Source organism: Flavobacterium sp. (assembly GCF_965262375.1).
Classification (GTDB): Bacteria; Bacteroidota; Bacteroidia; order Flavobacteriales; family Flavobacteriaceae; genus Flavobacterium.
Genome location: NZ_OZ253527.1, coordinates 2,146,185 through 2,171,930 on the forward strand (window position 1 = coordinate 2,146,185; position 25,746 = coordinate 2,171,930).

Genomic DNA, 25,746 nt, shown 5'->3' on the forward strand with positions numbered 1-25,746 from the left:
TTTAATAATAAAAAAATAGTATCAATTTTTAAAATTACCTCACGATATTCCCTTTTAGGGTTAGAGGAATCTTATTATGAGAATCATTCCAGCTATAGACATCATCGACGGAAAATGCGTTCGTCTGTCAAAAGGCGATTACGCTACTCAAAAAATTTATAATGAAAATCCGTTAGAAGTTGCGAAACAATTTCAAGACCACGGCATCGAATATTTGCATCTTGTCGATTTGGATGGTGCTAAATCAAGTCGCATCATTAATCATAAAATTTTAGAGCAAATTGCGACTAAAACCAATTTGAAAATTGATTTTGGCGGTGGGCTAAAATCAGATGAGGATTTACGAATTGCATTCGAATCAGGAGCTATTCAGGTCACTGGTGGAAGTATAGCAGTTAAAAATTCAGATGTATTTGAAACATGGATTAAAAAATATGGTGCTGAAAAAATAATTTTAGGTGCCGATGCAAACCAAGAAAAAATTGCAATTTCGGGTTGGTTGGAAGAAAGCAATCTAGAACTAATTCCATTCATTAAAGACTATATGGAAAAAGGAATTTCGTACGTAATTTGTACGGATATCGCTAAAGATGGTATGCTAGAAGGGCCCAGTTTTGATTTATATAAAAATATTTTGCTTGAAACCCCAACCATTAAATTAATCGCTTCCGGAGGAATATCGAAATTTGATGAATTACCACAATTAGCAGCGCTCGGTTGTGAAGCAACGATTATAGGAAAAGCAATTTATGAAGACAGAATTAGTTTGAAGGAATTGGAAAGGTATGTTTTAGGAGGAAAGTGATTAGTGTTTAGTAATCAGTGTTCAGTGTTCAGAAAAGAATACGGTAGCATGCTTTAGTTCTATGATTTCAGTTTAAAAAATTTTAGTACCCTCTGTGCCTTCTTAGTCTCCTTAGTGGTTTAAAAAAAATAATATGCTTACAAAAAGAATAATTCCTTGTTTAGATATAAAAAACGGACGAACCGTAAAAGGCGTCAATTTTGTTGGTTTACGTGATGCGGGTGACCCCGTTGCTTTGGCAAAAAAATACTCCGAAGAGGGTGCTGACGAATTGGTTTTTTTAGATATTTCTGCGACTGAGGAGCGTCGAAAAACTTTAGTTCCACTAGTTCGAGAAGTGGCACAAGCCATCAACATTCCTTTTACCGTTGGAGGTGGTATTTCTTCTGTTGAAGATGTTGAAATATTACTCCGCAATGGTGCAGATAAAATTTCTATTAATTCATCTGCGGTCAAAAATCCTCAATTAATCAACGAACTTGCTTCTAAATTTGGGAGTCAATGTGTGGTGGTTGCTATTGATGCCAAGTATGTTAACGGCACTTGGTTAGTACATTTAGTAGGAGGGAAGCAAGCCACAGAAATCAACTTATTTGATTGGGCAAAAGAAGTGGAACAACGTGGCGCAGGCGAAATCCTTTTTACTTCCATGGACAACGACGGTACCAAATCTGGTTTTGCAAACGAAGCCCTCGCACAACTTGCCACTTTGGTAAACATTCCCATTATTGCTTCCGGAGGTGCGGGTACGATGGCGCATTTTCTCGACGGATTTGAATTAGGTAAAGCCGATGCTTGTTTGGGAGCAAGTGTATTCCATTTTAATGAAATGACCATTCCAGAATTAAAAACATATTTAAAAACCAATGACATCGCGATTAGAATTTAAGTTTATATGTTTAAAAGTTTAAAAGTTTAGAAGTTTAAAAGAGTTAAAACATTTAATACCTAAATGAAGTATTGATTATTGTTATTTAAATTAAAATCCACAACTATGAAATTAGATTTTTCGCAATACACTAACGGACTGATTCCTGCAATCATACAGGATGCCGTAACTAAAAACGTTTTGATGTTAGGCTACATGAACCAAGATGCCTTAGACCTGACGTTGCAAACCAAAAAAGTAACTTTTTTTTCCCGTTCTAAAAACAGATTATGGACTAAAGGGGAGGAAAGTGGTAATTTTTTAGAATTCCTGTCAATTGAAAATGATTGTGACCAAGATACTCTGTTAATTAAGGTTAAGCCTCATGGACCTACGTGTCACACAGGGGCTGATACCTGCTGGCAAGAGACTAATCAGTCAGCCAATGGTTTTCTTACTCAATTAGAAGCTACTATCGAAAATAGAAAAAACAACAGTACTAACGAGCAAAGTTATATAGCTTCATTATTTGAAAAAGGTATTAATAAAATTGCTCAAAAAGTAGGTGAGGAAGCAGTAGAAGTAGTCATTGAAGCCAAAGACAACAATGACGAACTTTTTTTAAACGAAAGTGCCGATTTGCTTTTTCACTATCTCATCCTTTTGAATGCCAAAGGTTTTTCCTTGGAAGAGGTTGTGCAAGTTCTGCAATCGCGTGTTAAATCGTAAGTAATTGCACATTATCTTTCAATCGTTCTATCAATAAATTCATCATTCTTTTGTTCAAGTTTGATGAATTTTTGATGTACGTATCATATTCTTCAAGCGTAAATAAGCCAATAATCATCCCTTTTAAAGAATTTCTGAATTTGATGTCTTTCTGAATCACATGTTCTATATAACTCAGTTTTTTCTCTATGGATAAACCAAAAAACACATTTTTCTGTTTTACGGCATAATTAATAAAAACATGCACAAACAAATCATTTTGAAGTTTTAATATAGGACGCAACGTCTGATTTTGAAAAATTTCTTCCGTAGAAGATTGTGCTGAGATACTGCCTAAGGTTTCGCCTCTTAAAAGTAAGAGTTGTTCAGTACGTGTGCTCATTTATTTTAGTTTTGATTAAATTTACCAAAAATCCCTACATCCTCCGAATTTACTTTCAAAAGTTATTAGTATTTTCGTGTTGAAAACCTTTGCTATGTATACTTCTAAAATATTTGTCACGGTGGATGCCGTAGTTTTTAAAGAACAATCGGTGTTGTTGATAAAGAGGTTAAAAGAACCTTTTCAGGATTGTTGGGCTTTGCCAGGTGGCTTTGTCGATGAAAATGAAGATTTATTAGATGCGGTAAAAAGAGAACTTCTGGAAGAAACCAATATAAAAGCTAATGATTTTGTTCAGATAGGCGCTTTTGGTACTCCTGGGCGTGACCCAAGACATCATACGGTTTCAGTAGTTTTTGCAACAAAAGTACCTACAAACACTCAAGCCATAGCTGCTGATGACGCCAAAGAGGCCGAATGGTTTGCCATAAATAATTTACCTGAACTAGCTTTTGACCATCAAGAGATTATAGCGTTCACACTTGAAAAAAATAACAATGCGATATAAAACACACAAATGGGTTAGACCCGAAGATTTGAATGCCAATGGAACCCTTTTTGGAGGTAAACTTTTATCTTGGATAGATGATGAAGCGGCCTTATATTCCATTGTAATTCTGAAAAATAACAAAATTGTAACCAAATTTATGTCAGAAATTAACTTTATGAGTTCTGCTCGTCAAGGTGATATCATTGAAATTGGTTTAGATATAATACGTTTTGGTAGTACATCTATTACCATGAAATGCGAGGTTCGCAATGTGATGACTAAAGCTACAATTATTACTGTAGATGCTATTACTATGGTTAATTTAGATAGTTTTGGTCAACCAGCCGTTCATGGGAAATCAAAAGAAGTTTTGTCTATAGATGAAAAAGTGAGTGAATAATAAAAAAAGGTCGCATTTTTGATGGCTTTTTTTGTTAAAACTGTAACTTTGTCAAAATTTTAAGAAGAATGAATTTTTCTTTTGTGATCCCCGTTTATAATCGACCTGACGAAATTGACGAGTTGTTAGAAAGTTTGACCAAACAAACTTATGCTAAACCTTTTGAGGTTATTATTGTAGAAGATGGTTCAACTGTGCCTTGTGAGCATATTATTGATAAATATCGCTCCAAATTGCAAATTACCTATTATTTAAAATACAATTCAGGTCCTGGTGATTCCCGAAATTTTGGGATGCAATATGCAAAAGGGGATTACTTTTTAATTTTAGATTCTGATTGTATTTTGCCTGCGCAATACCTTACAGAGGTTGATAAGTCTTTAAGTGCCAGATATGTTGATTGTTTTGGAGGACCAGACAATATGTTGCCGTCATTTACTCCTATACAAAAAGCGATAAACTTTGCTATGACTTCCCCTTTGACTACGGGTGGCGTGCGTGGTGGCTCAGAAAAAATTGTGAAATTCCAACCGCGTAGCTTTAATATGGGGATTTCAAGAAATGCTTTTGAAGCCTCTAAAGGTTTTTCAAATATTCATCCTGGTGAAGATCCTGATTTATCGATTCGTTTATGGAAAATGGGGTTTGAAACTAAATTGATTTCTGAAGCTTTTGTCTATCATAAAAGAAGAATCGATTGGGAAAAATTTTATATTCAAGTAAATAAATTTGGTAAAGTTCGTCCAATTTTGAATAAATGGTACCCTGAATATGCCAAACCTACTTTCTTTTTGCCAGCCTTATTTGTTTTAGGCGTCTTTTTAGGAATCATAGCAACATTCTTTTTGTTTGACTATATCCTTAGACTGTATTTTCTTTATACAGTTATCATTTTTATGGTTTCTACATTTAAAAACAGAAGTCTGAAAGTTGGGTATTATTCTATTATAGCGGTATGGCGTCAATTTTTTGGTTACGGTATGGGGTTTATAGAGTCTTATTATAAAATTTTTATTCTAAAGAAGGAACCCAAAGAAGCTTTTCCAGAATTATTCTTTAAAGTATAATGACTAAAATTATCGGATTGACAGGAGGAATAGGTAGTGGAAAATCTACCATAGCACGGATGTTTCAGCAACATGGTGTTCCTGTGTATATAGCCGATGAAGAAGCTAAAAAATTGATGGATTTACCTGAAACTATCCAGAAAATTCAGACATTTTTTGGAACAGAAATCGTTTTGTCGGGGAAAATTGATAGAAAAAAATTAGCTCAAATTGTTTTTCAAAACCCTGACAAACTCCAAATTTTGAATGGTATCGTTCATCCTTTAGTCAAAAAACATTTTGACGCTTGGGTTGCACTACATGCAGATTTTCCTTTTTTGGTTAAAGAAGTCGCAATTTTATTTGAAAGTGGTTCGTATAAAGACTGTGATCAAATTATTACGGTTGTAGCGCCTGAAGACGTAAGAATTTCTAGAGTTATGCAAAGAGATGGCGCCTCTGAACAAGAAGTTAAGGCAAGAATTCGTAATCAATGGACCGATGCACAGCGTATTGCTTTGAGTGATTTTGTCATAAATAATGAAAATCCATTGGAAACCGAGAAACAATTCTTGCAAATTCTTAATATATTATCAAATCCGCACTAATATTTTCGTTTGTTAATGTTTGGTTAATTTTTTTAACATTTACTTGTTAAAATATTATATTTGTTTCAATGAATAAGAATCTTTTTCGCTTGGTTATTGTCTTGATGTCGATATCCTTAATTGGGATTATTGCCGTACAGGGTTACTTGATTAATGTCTCTTTTAAAAATAAAGAAGAACAGTTTAAATATCAAGTAAAACAAGTGATTGATAATGTGGCTAGAGAAGTTGAAGAGCAGGAAGCTTTTTCATTTTTGAGTCGTTTTAGCAAGATTAAAGATAGTATTGGTAAAGCTCCAGAACGTAGTGAGTTGATGAAGTTTTTTTATGTTGAAAAAAATGAATTGACAAATCAAACAATTATTTATTCAAATAGTATAATACCTGAGGATTATTCTGTTTCGTCTTCGTTCTTTGATAAAAATAATGATTCCACACGAATCAAAAATTATGTCGCAAAAAGGGTGACTGAAGTGTACAATGAAGCGACCATGAACGATCAAAATATGGGAGGTCAAGTTACACCTACGGAGCGTATTGAAAGGTCAGGGGTAGTGGAGGTGCTTGATAAAGCTAATTTTGAGCTCAATTTTAAAGACATAGCGGCCACTCGTCAAGTAACGCAAAGGGTTACGAATGAGCAACTTCAGTTTTTATTTGCAACAGAATTGAAAGCTTTAGGGATCAATACACCTTTTGAATTTGGAGTGTACAATAACGGTTTAGCAACCAAAGTGCGATCAGAAAGTTTTAAATATGATAAAAAAAACACCTATGATACGCCACTTTTTACAGATAATGATGGAGTAAGTCGTTACCAATTGTTGTTGAGTTTCCCTAAAAAGAAAGTTTTCTTGGCTTCTGATTTTATTGGAATTGCGATGTTAGCTTTTTTGTTTACCTCAATTATTATAGTAGCTTATTATAGTGCTTTGAAGCAGTTGAATACACAACGTCATATTTCACAAATAAAAACCGATTTTATCAATAATATGACGCATGAGTTTAAAACACCTATTGCGACGATCAATTTAGCTTTAGATGCGATTAAAAATCCTAAAGTTATAGACGATAAAGAGAAGGTACAACGTTATTTGCAAATGATTAAGGATGAGAATAAACGTATGCATGCCCAGGTTGAAAATGTATTGCGTATCTCGAAATTGGAACGCAAAGAGTTAGATATTAAAAAAGAAAATCACAATGTACACGATATGTTAGAGGAAGCTATTGAACACGTAAGTTTGATAGTTGAAGATCGTGAAGGAAGTGTGAAAACTAATTTAAAAGCATCAAAAACAACAGCTTTAGTAAGCGATATTCATTTTACGAATGTATTAGTAAATGTGTTGGAAAATGCGGTTAAATATTCGGTAGAAGCGCCAGAGATTGAGGTCTCTACAGAGAATGTTAAAAATTTTATTGTGATTAAAATCAAAGATAACGGTATAGGGATCAGTAAAGCCTCTCAGAAGAAAATTTTTGATAAGTTTTATAGAGAACATACTGGTGATATACACAATGTGAAAGGACATGGGTTAGGTTTGGCCTATGTTAAAAGAATTATTGATGACCATCATGGAGAAGTAATGGTGGAGAGCGATAAAGGAAAAGGAAGTACATTTATTATTAAAATACCTACAATTGTCTAATTATGGAAGCGGCAAAAAAAATATTACTGGTTGAGGATGATCCTAACTTTGGAGCTATACTTCGTGACTATTTATCAATGAATGATTTTGATGTCACTTTGGCTAAAAACGGGATGGAGGGTTTTGAGAAATTCAAAAAAGATGAATATGATTTATGTATTTTAGATGTGATGATGCCGTACAAAGACGGATTTACATTAGCTAAAGAAATTCGCGAAAAAAATAAAGAAGTGCCTCTTATCTTTTTAACGGCAAAAACCATGAAAGAAGATGTTCTTAAAGGGTATAAAGTAGGAGCAGATGATTATTTAAATAAGCCTTTTGATTCAGAAGTCTTATTAATGAAAATACGTGCCATTATTCAACGAAAAGCTTCGGAGATAAAAGCAGATGTGAGTAAATTTGAATTTACTATTGGAAAATTTCAATTGAATGCTAAATTGCGTTTTCTTACATTTCCTGGTGATGAACCTATCAAATTGTCACCAAAAGAAAATGAATTGCTAAAAATGTTAGCGCTACATGAAAATGATTTGATGCCTCGAGAATTAGCTTTGACTAAAATCTGGAGAGACGATAATTATTTTACTTCTCGTAGTATGGATGTATATATTGCTAAATTGCGTAAATATTTGAAACAGGACGAAAATGTTGAAATTTTAAATATACACGGTGAAGGTTTTAGATTAGTCGTAAAAAAATAATTGGTTATACGAATAAAATTAGTTTTTTGAATACATCTATTTTTTAAGATTGGGAGCTCGTTATTATTAGCGAGCTCTTTTTTTATAATATTGTCGTAATTTAATGTAACAAATTTTGACGTCAGAATACTTACCTATAAACTAAAAATGTATTAAAATGCAAGCACACGAAATTGATTACCATATCTATGGTGAAGAAATGCAATATGTAGAGATAGAATTAGATCCGCAAGAAGTGGTAATAGCTGAAGCGGGTAGTTTTATGATGATGGACAACGGCATAAAAATGGAAACTATTTTTGGCGATGGATCACAACAACAAACAGGAATCTTTGGTAAATTATTATCTGCTGGTAAGCGAGTATTAACTGGCGAAAGCCTTTTTATGACAGCTTACCAAAATCAAGAATATGGTAAAAAGAAAGTTTCATTTGCCGCACCTTATCCAGGGAAAATAGTTTCCATTGATTTGAAAGAATATGGAGGTAAATTTATTTGTCAAAAGGATTCTTTTTTATGTGCTGCCAAAGGAGTTTCGGTTGGGATTGAGTTTTCTAAAAAGTTAGGAACGGGGTTGTTTGGTGGAGAAGGGTTTATCATGCAAAAAATAGAAGGCGATGGAATGGCTTTTGTACATTCTGGAGGGACTTTAGCTAAAAAAATATTGCAGCCTGGTGAAATTTTGAAAGTTGATACGGGGTGTATAGTAGGGTTTAGTAAGGATGTTGATTATGATATTGAATTCATAGGAGGTATTAAGAATACCTTATTTGGAGGAGAAGGTGTTTTTTATGCTACTTTAAGAGGACCTGGTGTGGTGTATATTCAATCGTTGCCCTTTAGTCGTTTAGCCGATCGAATCATTGCTTCAGCGCCAAGAGCTGGTGGTTCAGGTCGCGAAGAAGGAAGTTTATTAGGAGGAATTGGAAGACTTTTAGACGGAGATAATAACTTTTAAGATAAGAGATAATACTTGAAATATAAGGGGATTTGAAGTTTTCAAAGAGCTTATTTAAAGCTAAGTAGTTTGAAAAAAAGGAATAGAAATGATGTTTTCTATTCCTTTTTTTGTGTTTGTAATCCTAGATTTTTTAACTTATAAAATGTTTTTGCTTCTATAGAAAACATAATCAAACCAAACAACTTTTTTCGGGGAATTATTGATTGTGATGATTTATTTTTATCGCTTCAAGGTGAAGTGTGATTTGTAAATTTTCTTGACATTTTTTTCTTCAAATTCTACCGTAAACCAATAATCGTCAGATGGAATAGCAACGCCAGCAAAAGTGCCATCCCAACCATTAGTTATAGGTGTAATTTCTTTTATAAGCTTTTCATATCGGTCAAAGATGTAAATTTTAGCATTGGGATTGGTTGGAATTAAATCCCATATGTTCCAGGTGTCATTAAAACCATCTCCATTAGGAGTGAAAAATTTCGGATAATTTATGATTGTGGTTTTTATGGAGGCAGGACTGCAATTACCAGTTTGATCTATGACATGAATACTGTGTTCCCCAGAGCTTAAATTGTAAAAAATATTAGATTCCTGAAATGGACTGTCATCTATTTGGTACAAATAATTACCCGACCCATTGCCTTGAACATTGATTTTTATATAGGATGGATTTTCAAAAGCATCGCTATATTCTAAAACAATATATGGGTTATATTTAGTTACCTTAGTGGAATAAGTTTTGGAGCATTTTGTGTTTGTATTCGTGATGTTTACACTATAATCTCCTGTTTGATTTGTGGTTAGCGTATTGTTGTTGTCGTTTAACGGTGTATTGTTAAAAAACCACTCAAAATTATAATTGGTTGTATCTAGTCCAGTTTTTAGTATAGCGTCATTGTACAAAGTTCCTGTTTTGTAATCTTCACAAATAAAATATTCAGGTTCTAAATTAGATTTTGGTAATGGGTTAACTCGTATTTCAAATGAAGTAATTCCAAAACATAAGTTTGGACTTGCATTATTGTATATTCTTACCCATATTGTTTCGTTAGGTAAAGTGTTTTCGTAGCTTGTTTGGTTAGGAATTCCTGTGGCATCTTTGTTTTCAGCATCTGCTTTTGTTTTAAAATATTTAAAAGCATAATTAGTTGCGGGTGTTTGATTTCCTAAAACATCTTTTTCAACTTTGGTTAGGTCAAATGAATAAATAGCATCAAAGTTGTCTTTGTAAGTGTCACAAACGGTAAAGTCAGTTGTAATTTGATTTGCAATAGGGGTGTTGTGGATGGTAAGTGTAAATGATTTTTCGTCAATGCATTTTAATTTATTATTGGTTTCGGTATATACGTAAATAGGTGTTTTTAGTGACGTTGAATCGAATTTAGTACCTGCAGGAAGTAAATTTCCTGGGTGAGGCAATTCTGGATGTGCTGGATCGTAGGGTTGGTCATAGTAAAACATGTTTTGGGGTAATACAGGTAATACGTAATTGTCACAAGATACAATGTTTTTTTGAGCGGGTACTTCTAAGCTATCAAAAGTTATTGTAAATGAACTTTGCGTAAAGCAAGTTGGATCTTTTGGGTGTGAATTAAAAATATAAATGGTTTTTACTCTTGAGTTAGTTTCCACTCCTGGTCGTAAATCAGTACTGTCAATATGAAAATCGGTAATTTTGTTTACACCATTCGGATCTTCGTAATAATTACCATTAGTTAATGGTGTAAGATGATAGGAAAAACAACTAATTTGATCTCCTCTTTGGTCAATTTCAGGTTTTTTGTAAATGGTGATATTCCAAAGAATTTCATTGTAACAAACTGGATTTAGAGTGCTGGGTGCAGTGGTAGATTCTTTATAAATCCATATGCTAACTGAATCTGATATTACATCATTTGCTTTTAAAAGTTTATTGTTTGGTGTATTGGGGCCTCCTTGTAAGGTGTAATAGCTTTCTCCAGGATTGTTGTTAGGTAAGATAAATTTTTCACAAACAGCAATATCGGTTGGTTTTTGGATAGATGGACTATGAAATACTATTTTGAAAGAATTTGTATTAGTACAATTTTTTCCAGGAATGTAATGGTAAATAGTTATATTTTGCGATAGTACTGCAGGTGTATTTATAAGCGTTCCCCCACCATTAGGAGCGGTTCTGTATTCCCCAAAAAGAGGAGAAGATAATGTGTAACTTCCATTGCATAAATTAATGTCTTTTAAATCAAGAGAGTTAATATAGACTGTGAAATTTTTTGCATCTGATTTACATCCATTATTATCAGCTATTGCATATATATTAGTAGTGCTGGTGATAGGTAAAATCAATGGTAAGTAATTACCTGTTGCAGTATCTAAAGTGTAATAATTTGCAGTACCTATATCAGTGATTATAGTAGGTAAACTATTTAATTGACCACATTCAAAAATAGAGTTAAAATTAGAAAGAATAGTAGGCTTTCTAGAAATTTGAATTTCAAAACTTGAAGCTATAGGAGGGCAATTAGGATCAGCAAAGTTGTATACTAAATAAATTGTAGTGGTACCGATGGTTGTTATTACAGTACCTGGCGTAATTTCATTTGTATGTAGCGCATCGGTGTAATATTTAGTTAAAGGAATATTATTGTCAGGTACTGTTGCAGAATCACATCCTTTAATAGTTGCTGGAGTTATATCTTGTATTTTTACAATTTGGACTTTAAATGATCGTTCAGAAAAACAGTTTGGATTTCCTCCTGTATCTAGGTACTGGTATATGGTTTGAGTGGTTGTAATAGGAGTTCCTGGAGCCAGTTGGATTCCAGTTTGTCCTGGACCTGTCCAATATTGAGCACCGTTAGACGGAATTGTAAGTATGTATTGACTACATACATATTGATTAGGAATGATTTCTAAAACGGGTCTGTTTTTTACAATAAATTGGAGTGTAGTATTGGTGAAACAATTAGAGTCACTTTTTAATGCCACTTTAATATAAAAGACGGTGTTTTTTAGGATGCTATTTTGTGTAATGTCAAATGGAGGATCACTAAAATCAGGTTTTAAGTGGTAACTAATTTGATAAATGGTTGATGATTGACCATTAAGGACTGTACTGGATGTAGTTGCAAAATCAGCTTGGCTAATTAGTCCAGTTCCGTCACCCTGTACAAGTTCGCAAGTTGTTATGTCAGCAGGTTTAATTGCGATGGGACCAGGTGTTAAATCTAATTTAAATGATTTGGTTAGGTAGCAGCCTTTACCGTTTTCAATCCGAACCCAAACGGTTTTAGGTAATAATGTTGAATTGATAGTATAGTTTAAAGGTAATGCTGGAGTAGAAGCATTTTGAGCTTCTGTTAGTGTATTGTAATAATTTATGTTATATGTTTTATTCGGGTCCAGTAACGAAGTGTTGTAGCCTAAATTAAATGTATATGTAGTAGAATTTACGTTGCATTTGTATAAATTTTCAGGGCTAATGTTATTAGTTATGCCTTCGTAATTTATGGTAATGTCATTTGTAGCTACCTCACAAGTAGTGTTTTTAATGTAATAACTTAGGTAATAAGTATCGGGTTGGTTAATGGTTAAGGTAGGGCTGTTTGTACCAACAGTTGTACCCGTGTGATCTTTCCATACAAAATCAAACTGATTAGGGTTTAATTTAGAGTCAATAGTATAATTTTGATTAACTCCATCATTTGTGCATAGTGATACATCGGGGCCTAAAACATCAGTGCCGAAATTGAAATTCCCACCGCCAATAAAAATCGCAGAATCATCTGAAGTAAGGTTTCTATCACCGATTACGATTTTTAAATGATAGGTTGCACCTTGGGTTAAACCTGTTTTAGTTGCATTTAGCAAAATGGTTTGACCATTGAAATTAATAGGAGCAATTGAAGTTCCAATTCCCCCGTTAAAAATGCCAAAAGAAGCAGCATTTGAAGAATTGCAACTGGAATTATAGAGATTGTCTCTTATGTTTTCTATTGAAATGGGAAGATTTGTGTTTGGGACTAATGCTAGATTTTCTACAGTGCCATTAGGATGTGTTAGTAAAATAGCCATGCCATCAAAACTCGTACATTGATAAGTGCCATATTCTTCTGAAGCAAAAAGAAAAGGAAAATTAAAATTAGGCGAATAACTCACAAAATCAAATTCTAAAGAAGTTGCATTTACAAATTGCGCTGGAAAATTAGGATCTGTTGTGAAAATAGTAGTTAAATCGGGATCGCCCCCCCAGTTAGTGTTTCCATCTTGTAATCTTGTGGTGTTTGGTCCAGGACAATTAGCAATATTTCCAGTAGTTAAAATGATACCCTGTTGAAGTGGAAATGCAGGATTTGAGTTTTGAAATGACCCAATTCCGTTAGTTGATCCAAAGTTGCTACCTGTACTGCTTTTAATGTTACTTGGAACAATACAACTTGAATTTAAAAATACATTACGAACTAAATCGTCTGCAGTTTTTGATTCATCTACATTAATAAACTGTGCAGAGATGGATGTGCTGAGTAACAGAAGTGTGAATATTTGAATATTTTTAGTCATAGGTAGGTTTGAGGGAATTATATTTATTCGATGAAATTACATAAAAATACGACAAAATACGAATTGAGTTGATTTTGTTAGTTCAGTTTACTGTTTTTTGCGTACTTATAAAATTAGTGAATTTCCTTAGAAATAGTATCTTTGCATCGTTAAAAAATAGATATTATGACATTACAACAAATTCTTACGGAAAAAATTCAAATTGCAGTGCAGCAATTGTTTGAGGTTTCACTTGATAAAGTAGAATTTCAAGCGACACGTAGGGAATTTGAAGGTGATATTACAGTAGTAGTTTTCCCGTTATTGAAATTAGTAAAGGGGAATCCCGTGGCTATTGGAACTCAAATTGGGGATTATCTAGTTGCAAATGTATCTGAAGTTGAAAAATTTAATGTGGTACAAGGTTTCTTTAATCTTGTAATTTCGGATGCTTATTATTTGAATTTCTTTAACGAAATTAGAACTATAGCGCAATTTGGTTTTGTAACTCCTAAAGAAGGGGATAAGGCAATAATGGTAGAATATTCTTCTCCTAACACCAATAAGCCTTTGCATTTAGGACATATCAGAAATAACTTATTGGGTTATTCTGTAGCTGAAATATTAAAAGCTTCGGGGAAAAAAGTATATAAAACCCAAATCATCAACGATCGTGGCATCCATATTTGTAAATCCATGTTAGCTTGGAAAAAATATGGTGAAGGGCAAACACCTGAATCTACTGGTTTGAAAGGCGATAAGTTGGTTGGAAATTTTTATGTTGCTTTTGATAAGCAATATAAAAATGAAATAAATGTTTTGATAGCTCAAGGCAAATCAGAAGAGGAAGCTAAGAAATTTGCACCCTCTATTCTTGAAGCTCAAGAAATGCTACGCAAATGGGAAGCAGGTGATGCAGAAGTGGTAGCGCTTTGGAAAAAAATGAACCAGTGGGTGTATGAAGGTTTTGAACAAACTTACAAAAATTTAGGCGTTGATTTTGATTCCTATTATTACGAAAGTAATACCTATTTGTTAGGAAAAGAAGTGGTACAATTTGGTTTAGAAAAAGGAATTTTCGAGAAAGATCCTGATGGTTCGGTATGGATTGATTTAACTGCTGAAGGTCTAGATCGAAAAATTGTATTGCGTTCTGACGGTACTGCGGTATATATGACTCAGGACATAGGTACAGCTATTCAGCGTGTTAAAGATAATCCTGATGTAGGAGGAATGGTATATACAGTTGGGAATGAACAAGACTATCATTTTAAAGTATTGTTCTTAATTCTTAAAAAACTTGGTTTCGATTGGGCTGAAAGTTTATATCACTTGTCATATGGAATGGTGGAATTACCATCAGGTAAAATGAAATCGCGTGAGGGAACTGTGGTGGATGCTGATGATTTGATGGCAGAGATGACATTAACGGCTAAAAATATTTCAGAAGAATTAGGGAAATTAGATGGATATTCAGAGGGTGAAAAATCAGAGTTATATAAAACTATAGGTTTAGGGGCTTTGAAATACTATATGTTAAAGGTAGATCCTAAGAAAACGATGATGTTCAATCCAGAAGAGTCTGTAGATTTTAATGGTAATACAGGACCATTTATACAATATACCTACGCTCGTATTCAATCGATTTTAAGAAAAGCAGATTTTGATTATGCTCAAAATGTAACCATTGATTCTTTACATGAAAAAGAAAAAGAATTGCTGAAACAATTAGCTTTATTTCCTGAAGTGATTCAAAACGCAGCCTCTAATCATAGTCCGGCTTTAGTAGCAAATTATACTTATGAATTAGTTAAAGAGTTTAATTCTTTTTATCAAAATGTATCTATTTTGGGTGAGGAACTTCAGGATAAGAAGATATTTAGAGTTCAACTGGCTAAAAAAGTTGGTGATACGATTGCATTAGCCTTTAAAGTCTTAGGGATACAAGTTCCAGAAAGAATGTAGAGTGTAACTGAGTATTATTATAATAAAAAAACCACCATTTGGTGGTTTTTTTATTAAATATCGTCAAAATCAATATCTGTAAAACTATTTACTTCATTTTCTTTTGAATACTCTTTTTTGAAATCTTTTTGATGACGTTCTGAAATTACCTCTTCTCCTTTTTGATCTAATACATAAGAAGTCATTTCGTCTAAAATATCTCTAAAAGCTGAAAAATCTTCTTTGTATAAATAGATTTTGTGTTTTTTGAAGTGAAAAGAACCATCATCTTCAGTAAATTTTTTGCTTTCTGTAATGGTGATGTAGTAATCATCAGCCTTTGTGGAACGTACATCAAAGAAATAGGTTCTTCTTCCTGCACGTAATACTTTAGAAAAAATTTCTTCTTTTTCTAACATGTCATTTTCGTTCATTCTCATTCTATCAAAATTATTTTTGTGTTGCGATGCCCAAATTTGTGAAAAAAAATATTCTCCACCAAAAAATTATAACATTTCTTTTTCGGATAGTTGTTTTTGGTATAAATCTTTATAATATCCAGTTGTGTTTATAAGTTGATTGTGAGTGCCTTGCTGGATAATTTTACCTTGATCAAGCACAATTATTTGATCAGCATTTTTTGCAGAGGATGCTCTATGGCTTACAATAATTGTGGTTTTTCCTTTACAAATGGTTTTTAAGTTATTAAGAATTTCTTCTTCAGTTTCAGTATCAACGGCTGATAAACAATCGTCTAGTAGTAAAACCTGTGGATTTTTAATTATGGCTCTTGCGATGGATACTCTTTGTTTTTGTCCACCAGAAAGTGTCAGTCCTCGTTCGCCCAATAAGGTTTCGTATTGGTCTTTAAAATCTAAAATATTTTTATGTACAACAGCATTTTTTGCCGATTCAATAATTTGATCTTGGGTACTGGATACATTTCCAAATTTAATATTATTAGCAATGCTATCTGAAAATAAGAAAGCATCTTGAGGAACCACACCAATAGCAGTTCTTAAATCTTTTAGGTTAGCGGTTCTAATGTCTTGTTGATCGATTTTAATGGTTCCAAATGTGGGGTTATACAACCGAGTAATTAATGAAAGAATGCTTGATTTGCCTGATCCCGTTTGTCCTATTATGGCTAAAGTTTGTCCTTTTTGAACTTCAAAACTAATGTTATTTAAGGCTTTAACTTGTGTATCAGGATAATACAGCGACACGTTTTCAAATGTAATTCTTCCTTGGATTTGGGTTGGACTACTTGTGTTGTTGCTAATTTCAGGTTCAATTTTTAAAAATTCATTAATTCTTTTTTGTGATGCTTCTGCTTCTTGAACTAATGATGAAACCCAGCCAATGGAAGTTACAGGCCAAATTAACATGTTAATATAAAGAATAAATTTAGCGATTATTCCTATATCTGTAATATCACCCTTTATATATAGGTATGAGCCTATAGAAATGACAAGGATATTGCTTAAACCTATTAATAACAGCATTAATGGGCCGAATAAAGCTTGAGTTTTTGCTAAATCAACACTTTTAGAATAGCCAGTGCTTGTAAGTGAGCTAAATGCATCTTCTTTTGAATGCTCAATATGATAGGCCTTGATGATTCTGATTCCTGAAAAATATTCTTGTGCAAAACTTGTAAGCTGCGACAGGTTTTGTTGAAACAAGGTACTTTTTCTGTTAATTGCAGTACTTAATTTGAATATAAAATAAGCTAAAATAGGTAATGGAAGTAAAACAATGAAAGTGAGTATAGGAGATACTTTTATCATATAAAATAAAACTACAGTAAAGCGTATTATAGTATTGATAGTGTACATTACCGCTGGACCTACATACATTCTAACCCGGCCAATGTCTTCTGTAATTCGATTCATTAAATCACCTGTTTTATTGTTCTTATAAAAAGTTTGTGTTAGAATCGTATATTTTTTAAAAACCTCGTTTTTCATATCAAATTCTACATGGCGTGACATTACAATAAGTGTTTGACGCATTAAGAAAGTGAGAAATCCTGCAAAAAGAGTGGTGCCTAAAATCCATAATATATTATTAGTTAATAGTGTTTGAATGGATTTTGGGTCATTGAGTTCTTTTTTGAAATATTTTTCAATTTCGGTAATAGAATCGCCTATTAATTCAGGTGTATAGAGTGAAAATAGTTGCGCTATTATTGTGATTAAAATACCACCAAAAAAATGGAATTTGTACTTGATAAAATAATGATTGATATGTTTAAGTTCTTTCATTTATGTAGTTAAAATAAGTTTTTGTTGTCAATTCTTCAATATATGTCCTTTTGAGGTGTTGTGTTTTGAGAATATTAAAATTTAATTTTTTCTATTTACATGTAAATATTTTGTTTTATTATTGCAAACTAATTGGATAAAACCGTAATTTTGCCTCGGTTTTAAAAAACAACCATACTATTTTAAAAAAACATTCATTATGATCACTGAATCTGTAAAAGCAAGTGAATTACATAAAGTTGACCCAGTATTTGGTCAAGTTTCATTTGATAATCACGAACAAATTGTTTTCTGTCATGACAAATATACTGGATTGAAAGCAATAATTGGTATCCATAACACGGTTTTAGGTCCAGCTTTAGGTGGAACGAGAATGTGGAAATATACTAACGAATGGGAAGCGTTGAATGATGTTTTACGTCTTTCTCGTGGTATGACTTTCAAATCAGCTATTTCAGGTTTGAACTTAGGTGGTGGTAAAGCCGTAATCATTGGAGATTCTAAAGTAGATAAAACTCCTGAAATGATTGCTAAATTTGGGGAGTATGTAAACTCATTAAGCGGGCGTTACATCACTGCTGAAGATGTCGGTACTACTACAGCTGATATGGATTTAATCCGTAAACATACAGCTCACGTAACAGGTGTTTCTGAAGAAATAGGTGGTTCAGGTAACCCATCTCCAGTTACAGCTTACGGGGTGTACATGGGTATGAAAGCGGCAGCTAAATACAAATTCGGTACGGATAATTTAGACGGAAAGAAAGTTTTAGTGCAAGGTATCGGTCACGTAGGTGAAACCCTAGTAGACTATTTAACAGGTGAAGGTGCTAAAGTAGTTATTTCTGATATTAACGAAGCTCGTTTAGCTGAAGTAGGAAATAAATACGGTGCTAAAATTTTCCAAGGTGATGATTTGTACAGTGCTGAGGTTGACATTTATGCGCCTTGTGCTTTAGGTGCTACTGTAAATGATGATACAATCAATAAATTAAAAGCGCAAGTTATTGCTGGTGCTGCTAATAACCAGTTGGCTGATGAAGTTCGTCACGGTCAAATGTTGAAAGAAAAAGGAATTTTATATGCTCCTGATTTCTTAATCAACGCGGGTGGTATTATAAATGTTTACGGTGAAATTGTAAACTACGGTAAGGAAGAAGCAATGCGTAGAACTGAAAATATCTATAACACTACTTTAGAGATTTTTGACTTTGCAGAAGCTAACAATATTACTACACACGAGGCGGCATTCAAAATTGCTCAAAACCGTATTGATTTAAGAAAGAAAGAATTAGCTAAATAATTCTTTAAGCTTAAATTGAAATAATCTTTTGTTTTTTGTTGATAAGTTCTCAAAAAAACAAAAGATTAAAATAAATAAAATATATATTTTTGCGGAGCGAAAGTACCCCACTTTCGCTTCGTTAATTTTAAAGTTCTTACCAGGTGTTAAATAGAAGACATATCCGACTTAAAGTGATGCAAACCATTTATGCAATGCATCAAAATCATTCTGATAATATTGAAAAAGAAGAAAAATTCTTATTTCAAAGTATCGAAAATATGCAAGATCTTTATCTTGTAACCATTTCTTTGTTATTAGAATTGAGAAAAAAAGAAGAAGAATTCTTAGATCTTTCTTCTAAAAAATATTTAGCAACCCGTGAAGAAAAAAATCCAAATTTAAAATTTGTAAATAACAAAGTACTTTGTCTTTTAGAGGAAAGTAATTCTTTGTCTATTGCCCTAGCTGAAAGAAGTATTAACGATTGGCATATACACGAAGAATATGTTAAACTTTTTATGAAAGAAATTAAGGAGAGTGACTTGTATAAAAAATATATGAGTAATCGAGTTAATCAATTTCAGGAAGATAAAGACTTTATTGTTGAGTTGTTCTCAGAGATTTTAGCACCTAATAATAAATTGTACGAATACCTTGAAGATCATAAATTAACTTGGATTGATGATATTCCTGTGGTAAACACTTTAATCGTTAAGCAATTACGTGCTATAAAAACAGAAGAGGATTCATTCTTTGTTCCTAAACTATATAATGATATTGAAGATAGAGAGTTTGTAACTAATTTGTTTCGTAAAACAGTTTTGAACGAAGTAGCTTTAGCAAAAGAATTTGCTGATAAAACACCTAATTGGGAGGCAGAGCGTATTGCAGAAATCGATACGACCATTTTAAAAATGGCTATTTGTGAGTTATTGAAATTCCCTTCTATACCTACAAAAGTTACAATTAACGAATATTTAGAGATTGCCAAAGAATATTCTACACCAAAAAGTTCTATATTTATCAACGGAATTTTAGATAATTTAGTAAAAGAGTTTACTACGGACGGAAAATTGAAAAAAACGGGTCGTGGATTAATGTAATTTGCAATGAAAAAATATAGTTTAGCCTTTTTAGCCATTCTTGCAATGGTTGCTTGTAAAAGCAAAGATGAATTTGAAGTACAACATTTAGATAATAACAACCAAGTGATTCCTCAAGGTCTTCTTTCAATGAATGAAGATAAAATGAAGAAGAAACTTAAACCCGGTGAATATCCTAAAATTGAATTTGATGCTTCAGAACATGATTTTGGAACAATCAATCAAGGAGACAAAGTAGAACATGTTTTCAAATTTACTAATACAGGTAAAAATGATTTGTATGTTATGGAAGTGCGCCCTTCTTGTGGTTGTACTGCACCTGAATGGACAAAAACTCCTGTTAAAAAAGGACAATCAGGTGATATTAAAATTATCTTTGATTCAAAAGGCAAGTCAGGACCTCAAACTAAAACAATTACTTTACTAACTAATACCGAAGTTGGAAACGAAGTGTTAACTTTTAAAGCTACTATTTTAGTAGATGGAAAAGCAGTAAATCCAGAAGTTTCGCCAGAAGTTCACAACGACGGACATAATCATAAACACTAAATCAAATTAAAATGATGCAATTTTTGCCTTATGTATTAATGTTTGTTGTGATGTTTGTATTTTTAATCTTACCACAACAACGTAAAATAAAAAAAGAAAAAGAATTTGAATCTTCATTAAAAGTAGGAGATAAAATAGTTACTAAAAGCGGTATTCATGGTAAAATTGCTGAATTAGCAGAAACTACAGTTATCGTGGAAACCATGTCAGGAAAAATAAAAATGGAGCGTTCAGCTATCTCTTTAGATATGACAAATGCTTTGAATAAGAAGTAATACTAAGGTCGAGTTTAATACTCGACTTTTTTTTTATGAAAAAAATTACTTTTTTCTGTAACTTATTTTTCTTCATATCGTATAATCACTGTATTTAAAATTCATCAATAGAAAAATGAAAATAAGGTGAACCACTTTTCGGTCTAGATTCTAAATTTTTAACTGCAGTAAGAATCAGAAGTAACTTCATAATACGTTCAAGTATCTTTTTATTGAAATTTTAAACAAACAAATTACTAACATACTATTGAAAATTATTTTTTGTTGCATAAAATAATCTTTACTTAATCATAAGGTAAGGATTATTGTTCGTGTAAGAATAATTTTGTAATAGTTTAACTTTAACTAAAAAATGACATCAATTACAATGTTTTGGTGGTTATTACCTGTGGTTTTATCCATCGTGTTTTACAAATTCGTTTTACGTGTTTTCTTTGGAATGGTTATCGTTCCTGAAGACAAAATTGGTTTAGTAACCAAAAAATTCGTCCTTTTTGGTACGGATAAATCTTTGCCCGACGGTCGTATTATTGCAACGAAAGGCGAGGCGGGTTTTCAAGCCCAAACGTTGGCACCAGGTTTATACTGGGGTATGTGGATATGGCAATATTCTGTAGATATGTCTCCGTTTACCATTATTCCAGAAGGGAAAATTGGTTTGGTATTAAGTAAAGATGGTAAAGAAATACCTACTGGGCGTATTTTAGCGCGCAAAGTAGATTGTGATAATTATCAAGATGCAACAGCCTTCTTGAATAACGGAGGTCAAAAAGGACGTCAAACGGCGTTTATAACTACAGGTTCGTATCGTATCAATACCTTCTTATTTGAAATTGTTATTGCGGACCAAGTTAAAATTTTTGAAAATATGATAGGGGTGGTGACTGCCTTAGACGGTGAGCCTATTCCTCAAGGTCAAATTGCGGGTAAAAACACTGAAGGTCATAATAATTTTCAAGATTTTGATACATTTTTAAATAATGGTGGAAATAGAGGTTTGCAACCACAAGTGATGTTAGCAGGTTCCTACTATATTAATACTTGGGCATTGCAAATTGAACAAAATCCTATGACAGATGTGCCTATTGGTCAAGTGGGGGTAGTGATTTCCTATATTGGTGAAGATGGCGAAGATGTAACGGGCGAACATTTTAAACATGGAAATATTGTGTCTAAAGGACAACGCGGGGTTTGGATGGAGCCTCTTGGTCCGGGTAAATACGCTTTAAATAAATATACCACCAAATTAGAATTAGTACCAACAACCAATTTGGTTCTGAATTGGGCAGACGCACGTAGCGAAGCGCACAACTTAGACCATAATTTGTCAACTATAACGGTGCGTTCTAAAGATGGTTTCCCATTTAATTTAGATGTGTCGCAAATTATTCACGTACCAGCAAATGAAGCACCAAAAGTGATTGCTCGTTTTGGTAGTATGACCAATCTAGTTTCTCAGGTTTTAGAACCCACCATTGGCAACTACTTCCGTAACTCGGCACAAGATAGCGATGTGATTTCGTTTTTAAGTACGCGTAAAGAAAGACAAGAATCAGCTAAAACCCATATTAAAACCGTATTAGATGAATATAACGTCAATGCGGTGGATACATTAATCGGTGATATTGTTCCTCCAGAATCGTTGATGAAAACCTTGACCGATAGAAAAATTGCCGAGGAAGAACAAAAAACCTATCAAACCCAAAAGATGGCACAAGAACAACGTCAAGGAATGGAAAAGGAAACGGCAATTGCAGATATGCAAAAGGAAATAGTTCGTGCTTCTCAAAGTGTTGAAATCGCACAACGCACCGCAGATGCAACGGTTAAAAAAGCTGAAGGGGACGCTACGAGTTTAAAATTAAGTGTAAATGCCGAAGCTGAAGCGACTAAAATGCGTGCTATTGCAGAAGCAGAAGCTACAAAAGCAAGAGCAGCAGCGCAAGCAGAGGCAACTAAATTGAATGCTAGTGCAGAAGCTGAGAAAATTTCGAAAACAGGTTTAGCAGAAGCTGAAAAAATTATGGCAATTGGTAAATCCACTGCCGAATCGTATCAGTTGCAAGTTACCGCTATGGGAGGTGATAATTTTACGAAATACAAAATCACCGAAGAAATCGGTAAAGGAAACATCAAAGTGATTCCTGAGGTGTTGATTACGGGTAATAGTGGTGCTGATGGAGGAATCAGCGGATTATTAGGAATGAAATTAATGGAATTGATGGATGCCGATAATAGTAAAAAACTAAAATAAATTAAGCTGAATTATTTTGTAAACCTAGTAACTTCGTGTTGCTAGGTTTTTTTATATACCATTTAAGATTTGAAATTACGTTTTAATTTAGTCATTTAATTCATTAATGGTTTTAAAGATGTTTTTGTTTGCAGTAAATTTAAAGTTAAAACAGTAGTAGATATAGATTACGATGTTGGACGTTTAAGTGATTAAAGGAAATTAAAAATTTTCAAATACGCCTAAACCAAAAAGTGCAAAATCATATTTTACTGGATCATTGGGATCTAAAATTCGCAATACGGAATCTAATTCGTAAAGTGCTTTAAAATCGTTTTGTTTGCGTTTCAAAAGACCTAATTTTCGGGCTACATTGCCAGAGTGTACATCTAATGGACATGAAAGCACACTTGGGGCAATTGTTTTCCAAATGCCTAAATCAACGCCAGTAGTATCTTTTCGACACATCCATCGCAAAAACATGTTGATGCGTTTTGCAGCAGAACCATTTAAAGGATCAGAAATGTGTTTTTGAGTTCGTGATAAATGAGGGATTTCAAAAAATATTGATTTGAATTTTGAAATTGCATTCGCTGTTGAATTCTCTGAAATATTAGCTGCAAATACCTCTTCAAGACCACCATATTGGTTATAAATATGACGCAAGCTTACAATGAATTGCCTTAAATCTTGTCCATTAAAAGTTCTGTGAACAAAATTTTCTAAACTTTCTAAGTGATGTTCTTGATGGTTAAGTATGAAATCATAGGGGGAATTTCCCATGAGATCGACTATTTTTTTTGAATTTTTAATAATCATCTTACGATTTCCCCATGCAATGGTAGCACTCAAAAAGCCTGCAATTTCTATATCTTCTTTGTTTGAGAATAAATGCGGAATTTGTATAGGATCGCTTTCAATAAAATCGGGTCTGTTGTAAAGTGAAACCTTTTCATCTAAAAAGTTTTTTAAATCATCAAAGTGCATTTTAACCTAAAATTACTTCTATAGCGTTTATATCTTTTATATTTCCATCAATGATTGTTATTTTTCGATCGGCCATATTAGCTAAATCTTCATTATGGGTTACAATTACAAAAGTTTGGTTAAGCTCATCTCTTAGTTTAAAAAAAAGTTGATGTAAATTTTCAGCAGTAGTGGTGTCTAAATTTCCTGAAGGTTCATCGGCAAAAATAACCTTAGGTTTGTTAATCATCGCTCTTGCAACAGCCACTCTTTGTTGTTCGCCTCCTGATAATTCTGCGGGTTTGTGGTGTAAACGATGTTCCAAACCTAAATAAGCTAATAATCGCTTTGCTTCGGTTTCCACTTCTAGTTTTGGTCTGTTTGCTATATATCCGGGAATACAAACATTTTCAAGAGCTGTGAATTCAGGTAAAAGCTGGTGAAATTGAAAAATGAACCCTAAGTTTAAATTTCTAAATTTAGAAAGTTCTTTATCATTCATTTTTAAAACATCCTGACCATTTATTTCAAGCGAAGAAGATAATTGAATTCCTTTACGATTCTTAAAACTAGGTTGATCTAAAGTGCCTAAAATTTGTAATAACGTAGTTTTACCAGCCCCAGATGCTCCAACTATAGAAACAATTTCTCCTTTTTTAATTTCTAAATTTACTCTCTTTAAAACTTTTAATTGACCAAAATATTTGTGAATGTTTACCGCTCTTATCATTACCTGTAGTATTTACACAAATAAACAAAGAATTTTAATCATCTTCAACTACTAATCTGTTTTTTGCGTTTCAGTTTTTAAAAAAGGTGTTTCAAAACTATTTTTAAAAGGATAGATTGCATATTTTAGTTTTTTATTAAATTTTTATGAGATGAATTCAGATACTCTTGAAACTGCAATCTTTGCAGGGGGATGTTTTTGGTGTACAGAGGCCGTATTTTTAGCAATTAAGGGGGTTGTTTCAGTGCATTCTGGTTATATAGGTGGAAAATCGGTTAATCCTACATATGAAGAAGTATGCTCAGGAATATCGGGGCATGCCGAAGCTGTTAAGATTGTATTTGATCCTAAAATAATTACCTATCAAACCTTATTAAAAGTTTTTTTTGCTACTCATGACCCTACCACGCTCAATAGGCAAGGCGCTGATATAGGGACTCAGTACCGTAGTGAGATATTTTCTACAAATGCGTTTCAAAGCGATTTAGCAAAAGTGTATATTAACTTACTTAATGGAGAAGGGGGGGATGAAAATAAAATAGTTACTAAGGTTAGTGAAGCTGTAACTTTTTACGCAGCCGAAATCTACCATCAAAACTACTATAATAGAAACAAAGCACAATCCTATTGTCATTTTGTGATAAGTCCTAAAATGGAAAAATTGAAATATTTATTTGAAATGTATTTGAAAGACAAAATATCCTAACGATGATTAATTTAGTATTTAATATCTGTTTGTTTTATTTAAATTTGCCTTAAAAAAGAATAAAATTAAATGATATTCGAATACGAATTACAAGATATCGCTACAGTTGCTGAAAATTTTTTTGCAGCAAAACCCGAAAAGGTCATTCTTTTTAATGGAGAAATGGGAGCAGGAAAGACAACTTTTATCAAAACACTATGTAAAGCTTTAGGTGTTTTAGATGCTACGAGCAGTCCTACTTTTAGTTTGGTTAACGAATATCAAGCAAATGAAGGACATTTGGTTTATCATTTTGATATGTATCGCTTGAAATCGCAAACTGAAGCTTTGGATATGGGTATAGATGAATATTTGTACTCTGGACATTGGTGTTTTATTGAATGGGCTGAAAATATACCGGATTTAATACCCGAAAAACACTCCATTGTCACTATTACTGTTTTAGAGGATGGAAAAAGAATGTTGGAGATGCGTTAATATCAAAAAAGAAACGGTTTTTAGTCTTTTTTTGTAAAACCGTTTCTTTTG

The 25,746-nt window shown here is 32.9% G+C and carries 24 protein-coding genes; 18 read left to right on the plus strand and 6 right to left on the minus strand.

All coding sequences use genetic code 11. From position 1 onward, the window contains the following. Positions 1 to 76 precede the first annotated feature (76 nt). The 3 genes from hisA (at position 77) to hisIE (ending at position 2,402) form a co-directional block, all read left to right on the plus strand. The gene (hisA, locus tag ACQY29_RS09995) at positions 77 to 805 is read left to right on the plus strand and encodes a 1-(5-phosphoribosyl)-5-[(5-phosphoribosylamino)methylideneamino]imidazole-4-carboxamide isomerase (protein ID WP_428225051.1); all 729 of its coding nucleotides are present in this window, start codon (positions 77 to 79) and stop codon (positions 803 to 805) included. A 133-nt stretch (positions 806 to 938) separates the two neighbouring features. Continuing rightward, positions 939 to 1,694, plus strand: coding sequence for an imidazole glycerol phosphate synthase subunit HisF (hisF, locus tag ACQY29_RS10000; protein ID WP_428225052.1), 756 nt, complete (start codon positions 939 to 941; stop codon positions 1,692 to 1,694). Positions 1,695 to 1,799: 105 nt separating this feature from the next. Beyond that, a complete protein-coding gene (hisIE, locus tag ACQY29_RS10005) occupies positions 1,800 to 2,402 on the plus strand; it encodes a bifunctional phosphoribosyl-AMP cyclohydrolase/phosphoribosyl-ATP diphosphatase HisIE (RefSeq protein ID WP_428225053.1) in 603 nt (200 codons plus the stop codon). Here the strand turns inward: hisIE and ACQY29_RS10010 are convergent. After that, positions 2,392 to 2,784: a glyoxalase gene (locus ACQY29_RS10010; RefSeq protein WP_428225054.1), complete on the minus strand. Its 393-nt coding sequence runs from the start codon at positions 2,782 to 2,784 to the stop codon at positions 2,392 to 2,394. The two genes, hisIE and ACQY29_RS10010, sit on opposite strands and share 11 nt — an antisense overlap. Before the next feature lie 94 nt (positions 2,785 to 2,878). On the opposite strand from ACQY29_RS10010, the gene ACQY29_RS10015 reads away from it, so the two are divergent. From ACQY29_RS10015 to ACQY29_RS10045, 7 genes are all read left to right on the plus strand, one after another. Beyond that, complete coding sequence (locus ACQY29_RS10015; protein WP_428225055.1) at positions 2,879 to 3,292, plus strand: NUDIX domain-containing protein; 414 nt, start codon at positions 2,879 to 2,881, stop codon at positions 3,290 to 3,292. Beyond that, on the plus strand, positions 3,282 to 3,674 hold the full coding sequence (locus ACQY29_RS10020) for an acyl-CoA thioesterase (RefSeq protein WP_428225056.1): 393 nt from the start codon (positions 3,282 to 3,284) through the stop codon (positions 3,672 to 3,674). The genes ACQY29_RS10015 and ACQY29_RS10020 overlap by 11 nt, the downstream gene beginning before the upstream one ends. Positions 3,675 to 3,742: 68 nt before the next feature. Further along, entirely contained in the window at positions 3,743 to 4,741 is a 999-nt protein-coding gene (locus ACQY29_RS10025) for a glycosyltransferase (RefSeq protein ID WP_428225057.1), read from the plus strand. Further along, entirely contained in the window at positions 4,741 to 5,328 is a 588-nt protein-coding gene (coaE, locus tag ACQY29_RS10030; RefSeq protein ID WP_428225058.1) for a dephospho-CoA kinase, read from the plus strand. Before ACQY29_RS10025 ends, coaE begins: the two co-directional genes overlap by 1 nt. Positions 5,329 to 5,396: 68 nt before the next feature. After that, complete coding sequence (locus ACQY29_RS10035) at positions 5,397 to 6,980, plus strand: sensor histidine kinase (RefSeq protein ID WP_428225059.1); 1,584 nt, start codon at positions 5,397 to 5,399, stop codon at positions 6,978 to 6,980. A 2-nt stretch (positions 6,981 to 6,982) separates the two neighbouring features. Further along, positions 6,983 to 7,684, plus strand: a complete 702-nt coding sequence (locus ACQY29_RS10040) for a response regulator transcription factor (RefSeq protein ID WP_428225060.1) — start codon at positions 6,983 to 6,985, stop codon at positions 7,682 to 7,684. 157 nt (positions 7,685 to 7,841) lie between these two features. Beyond that, positions 7,842 to 8,642, plus strand: coding sequence for a TIGR00266 family protein (locus ACQY29_RS10045; protein ID WP_428225061.1), 801 nt, complete (start codon positions 7,842 to 7,844; stop codon positions 8,640 to 8,642). A 222-nt stretch (positions 8,643 to 8,864) separates the two neighbouring features. On the opposite strand, the gene ACQY29_RS10050 is transcribed toward ACQY29_RS10045, so the two are convergent. Then, on the minus strand, positions 8,865 to 13,181 hold the full coding sequence (locus tag ACQY29_RS10050; protein ID WP_428225062.1) for a choice-of-anchor L domain-containing protein: 4,317 nt from the start codon (positions 13,179 to 13,181) through the stop codon (positions 8,865 to 8,867). A gap of 165 nt (positions 13,182 to 13,346) precedes the next feature. Between ACQY29_RS10050 and argS the strand changes: the two genes are divergently transcribed. Continuing rightward, positions 13,347 to 15,125 carry an arginine--tRNA ligase gene (argS, locus tag ACQY29_RS10055; RefSeq protein ID WP_428225063.1) on the plus strand — a complete coding sequence of 593 codons (1,779 nt, stop codon included), beginning with the start codon at positions 13,347 to 13,349 and terminating at the stop codon, positions 15,123 to 15,125. 53 nt (positions 15,126 to 15,178) lie between these two features. Here argS and ACQY29_RS10060 read toward each other — a convergent pair whose 3' ends face one another. Together ACQY29_RS10060 and ACQY29_RS10065 are read right to left on the minus strand one after the other, a co-directional pair. Then, a complete protein-coding gene (locus ACQY29_RS10060) occupies positions 15,179 to 15,538 on the minus strand; it encodes a PUR family DNA/RNA-binding protein (RefSeq protein ID WP_428225903.1) in 360 nt (119 codons plus the stop codon). A gap of 72 nt (positions 15,539 to 15,610) precedes the next feature. After that, positions 15,611 to 17,371, minus strand: a complete 1,761-nt coding sequence (locus tag ACQY29_RS10065) for an ABC transporter ATP-binding protein (RefSeq protein ID WP_428225064.1) — start codon at positions 17,369 to 17,371, stop codon at positions 15,611 to 15,613. Positions 17,372 to 17,570: 199 nt separating this feature from the next. Here ACQY29_RS10065 and ACQY29_RS10070 point away from each other — a divergent pair, with 199 nt between their 5' ends. From ACQY29_RS10070 to ACQY29_RS10090, 5 genes are all read left to right on the plus strand, one after another. After that, a complete protein-coding gene (locus tag ACQY29_RS10070) occupies positions 17,571 to 18,674 on the plus strand; it encodes a Glu/Leu/Phe/Val dehydrogenase dimerization domain-containing protein (protein ID WP_428225065.1) in 1,104 nt (367 codons plus the stop codon). A 176-nt stretch (positions 18,675 to 18,850) separates the two neighbouring features. Next, complete coding sequence (nusB, locus tag ACQY29_RS10075) at positions 18,851 to 19,759, plus strand: transcription antitermination factor NusB (RefSeq protein ID WP_428225904.1); 909 nt, start codon at positions 18,851 to 18,853, stop codon at positions 19,757 to 19,759. Positions 19,760 to 19,765: 6 nt separating this feature from the next. After that, the gene (locus ACQY29_RS10080; protein ID WP_428225066.1) at positions 19,766 to 20,308 is read left to right on the plus strand and encodes a DUF1573 domain-containing protein; all 543 of its coding nucleotides are present in this window, start codon (positions 19,766 to 19,768) and stop codon (positions 20,306 to 20,308) included. Between the two features lie 11 nt (positions 20,309 to 20,319). Beyond that, positions 20,320 to 20,583: a preprotein translocase subunit YajC gene (yajC, locus tag ACQY29_RS10085; protein WP_428225067.1), complete on the plus strand. Its 264-nt coding sequence runs from the start codon at positions 20,320 to 20,322 to the stop codon at positions 20,581 to 20,583. Positions 20,584 to 20,935: 352 nt separating this feature from the next. After that, positions 20,936 to 22,837, plus strand: a complete 1,902-nt coding sequence (locus tag ACQY29_RS10090; RefSeq protein WP_428225068.1) for an SPFH domain-containing protein — start codon at positions 20,936 to 20,938, stop codon at positions 22,835 to 22,837. Between the two features lie 201 nt (positions 22,838 to 23,038). Here ACQY29_RS10090 and ACQY29_RS10095 read toward each other — a convergent pair whose 3' ends face one another. Beyond that, positions 23,039 to 23,803 (minus strand): TIGR02757 family protein, encoded by a 765-nt coding sequence (locus ACQY29_RS10095; protein WP_428225069.1) that lies wholly within the window; start codon positions 23,801 to 23,803, stop codon positions 23,039 to 23,041. Between the two features lies 1 nt (position 23,804). Further along, a complete protein-coding gene (locus ACQY29_RS10100) occupies positions 23,805 to 24,512 on the minus strand; it encodes an ABC transporter ATP-binding protein (RefSeq protein WP_428225070.1) in 708 nt (235 codons plus the stop codon). 151 nt (positions 24,513 to 24,663) lie between these two features. On the opposite strand from ACQY29_RS10100, the gene msrA reads away from it, so the two are divergent. Both msrA and tsaE read left to right on the plus strand, forming a co-directional pair. Then, positions 24,664 to 25,218: a peptide-methionine (S)-S-oxide reductase MsrA gene (gene msrA, locus ACQY29_RS10105; protein WP_428225071.1), complete on the plus strand. Its 555-nt coding sequence runs from the start codon at positions 24,664 to 24,666 to the stop codon at positions 25,216 to 25,218. Between the two features lie 69 nt (positions 25,219 to 25,287). Continuing rightward, the gene (gene tsaE / locus ACQY29_RS10110; RefSeq protein WP_428225072.1) at positions 25,288 to 25,695 is read left to right on the plus strand and encodes a tRNA (adenosine(37)-N6)-threonylcarbamoyltransferase complex ATPase subunit type 1 TsaE; all 408 of its coding nucleotides are present in this window, start codon (positions 25,288 to 25,290) and stop codon (positions 25,693 to 25,695) included. The last annotated feature ends 51 nt before the right edge of the window (positions 25,696 to 25,746 follow it).

What these genes read in the sequence shown, in the direction of transcription:
- nusB (WP_428225904.1), top strand. Translation starts at nt 18,851, where the DNA reads ATGCAAACCATTTATGCAATGCATCAAAATCATTCTGATAATATTGAA.
- ACQY29_RS10070 (WP_428225065.1), top strand. Translation starts at nt 17,571, where the DNA reads ATGATCACTGAATCTGTAAAAGCAAGTGAATTACATAAAGTTGACCCA.
- ACQY29_RS10035 (WP_428225059.1), top strand. Translation starts at nt 5,397, where the DNA reads ATGAATAAGAATCTTTTTCGCTTGGTTATTGTCTTGATGTCGATATCC.
- argS (WP_428225063.1), top strand. Translation starts at nt 13,347, where the DNA reads ATGACATTACAACAAATTCTTACGGAAAAAATTCAAATTGCAGTGCAG.
- ACQY29_RS10045 (WP_428225061.1), top strand. Translation starts at nt 7,842, where the DNA reads ATGCAAGCACACGAAATTGATTACCATATCTATGGTGAAGAAATGCAA.
- ACQY29_RS10020 (WP_428225056.1), top strand. Translation starts at nt 3,282, where the DNA reads ATGCGATATAAAACACACAAATGGGTTAGACCCGAAGATTTGAATGCC.
- ACQY29_RS10080 (WP_428225066.1), top strand. Translation starts at nt 19,766, where the DNA reads ATGAAAAAATATAGTTTAGCCTTTTTAGCCATTCTTGCAATGGTTGCT.
- ACQY29_RS10010 (WP_428225054.1), bottom strand. Translation starts at nt 2,784, where the DNA reads ATGAGCACACGTACTGAACAACTCTTACTTTTAAGAGGCGAAACCTTA.
- hisF (WP_428225052.1), top strand. Translation starts at nt 939, where the DNA reads ATGCTTACAAAAAGAATAATTCCTTGTTTAGATATAAAAAACGGACGA.
- ACQY29_RS10090 (WP_428225068.1), top strand. Translation starts at nt 20,936, where the DNA reads ATGACATCAATTACAATGTTTTGGTGGTTATTACCTGTGGTTTTATCC.
- ACQY29_RS10050 (WP_428225062.1), bottom strand. Translation starts at nt 13,181, where the DNA reads ATGACTAAAAATATTCAAATATTCACACTTCTGTTACTCAGCACATCC.
- ACQY29_RS10100 (WP_428225070.1), bottom strand. Translation starts at nt 24,512, where the DNA reads ATGATAAGAGCGGTAAACATTCACAAATATTTTGGTCAATTAAAAGTT.
- tsaE (WP_428225072.1), top strand. Translation starts at nt 25,288, where the DNA reads ATGATATTCGAATACGAATTACAAGATATCGCTACAGTTGCTGAAAAT.
- ACQY29_RS10015 (WP_428225055.1), top strand. Translation starts at nt 2,879, where the DNA reads ATGTATACTTCTAAAATATTTGTCACGGTGGATGCCGTAGTTTTTAAA.
- ACQY29_RS10095 (WP_428225069.1), bottom strand. Translation starts at nt 23,803, where the DNA reads ATGCACTTTGATGATTTAAAAAACTTTTTAGATGAAAAGGTTTCACTT.
- ACQY29_RS10060 (WP_428225903.1), bottom strand. Translation starts at nt 15,538, where the DNA reads ATGAACGAAAATGACATGTTAGAAAAAGAAGAAATTTTTTCTAAAGTA.
- msrA (WP_428225071.1), top strand. Translation starts at nt 24,664, where the DNA reads ATGAATTCAGATACTCTTGAAACTGCAATCTTTGCAGGGGGATGTTTT.
- yajC (WP_428225067.1), top strand. Translation starts at nt 20,320, where the DNA reads ATGATGCAATTTTTGCCTTATGTATTAATGTTTGTTGTGATGTTTGTA.
- ACQY29_RS10065 (WP_428225064.1), bottom strand. Translation starts at nt 17,371, where the DNA reads ATGAAAGAACTTAAACATATCAATCATTATTTTATCAAGTACAAATTC.
- ACQY29_RS10040 (WP_428225060.1), top strand. Translation starts at nt 6,983, where the DNA reads ATGGAAGCGGCAAAAAAAATATTACTGGTTGAGGATGATCCTAACTTT.
- hisIE (WP_428225053.1), top strand. Translation starts at nt 1,800, where the DNA reads ATGAAATTAGATTTTTCGCAATACACTAACGGACTGATTCCTGCAATC.
- hisA (WP_428225051.1), top strand. Translation starts at nt 77, where the DNA reads ATGAGAATCATTCCAGCTATAGACATCATCGACGGAAAATGCGTTCGT.
- ACQY29_RS10025 (WP_428225057.1), top strand. Translation starts at nt 3,743, where the DNA reads ATGAATTTTTCTTTTGTGATCCCCGTTTATAATCGACCTGACGAAATT.
- coaE (WP_428225058.1), top strand. Translation starts at nt 4,741, where the DNA reads ATGACTAAAATTATCGGATTGACAGGAGGAATAGGTAGTGGAAAATCT.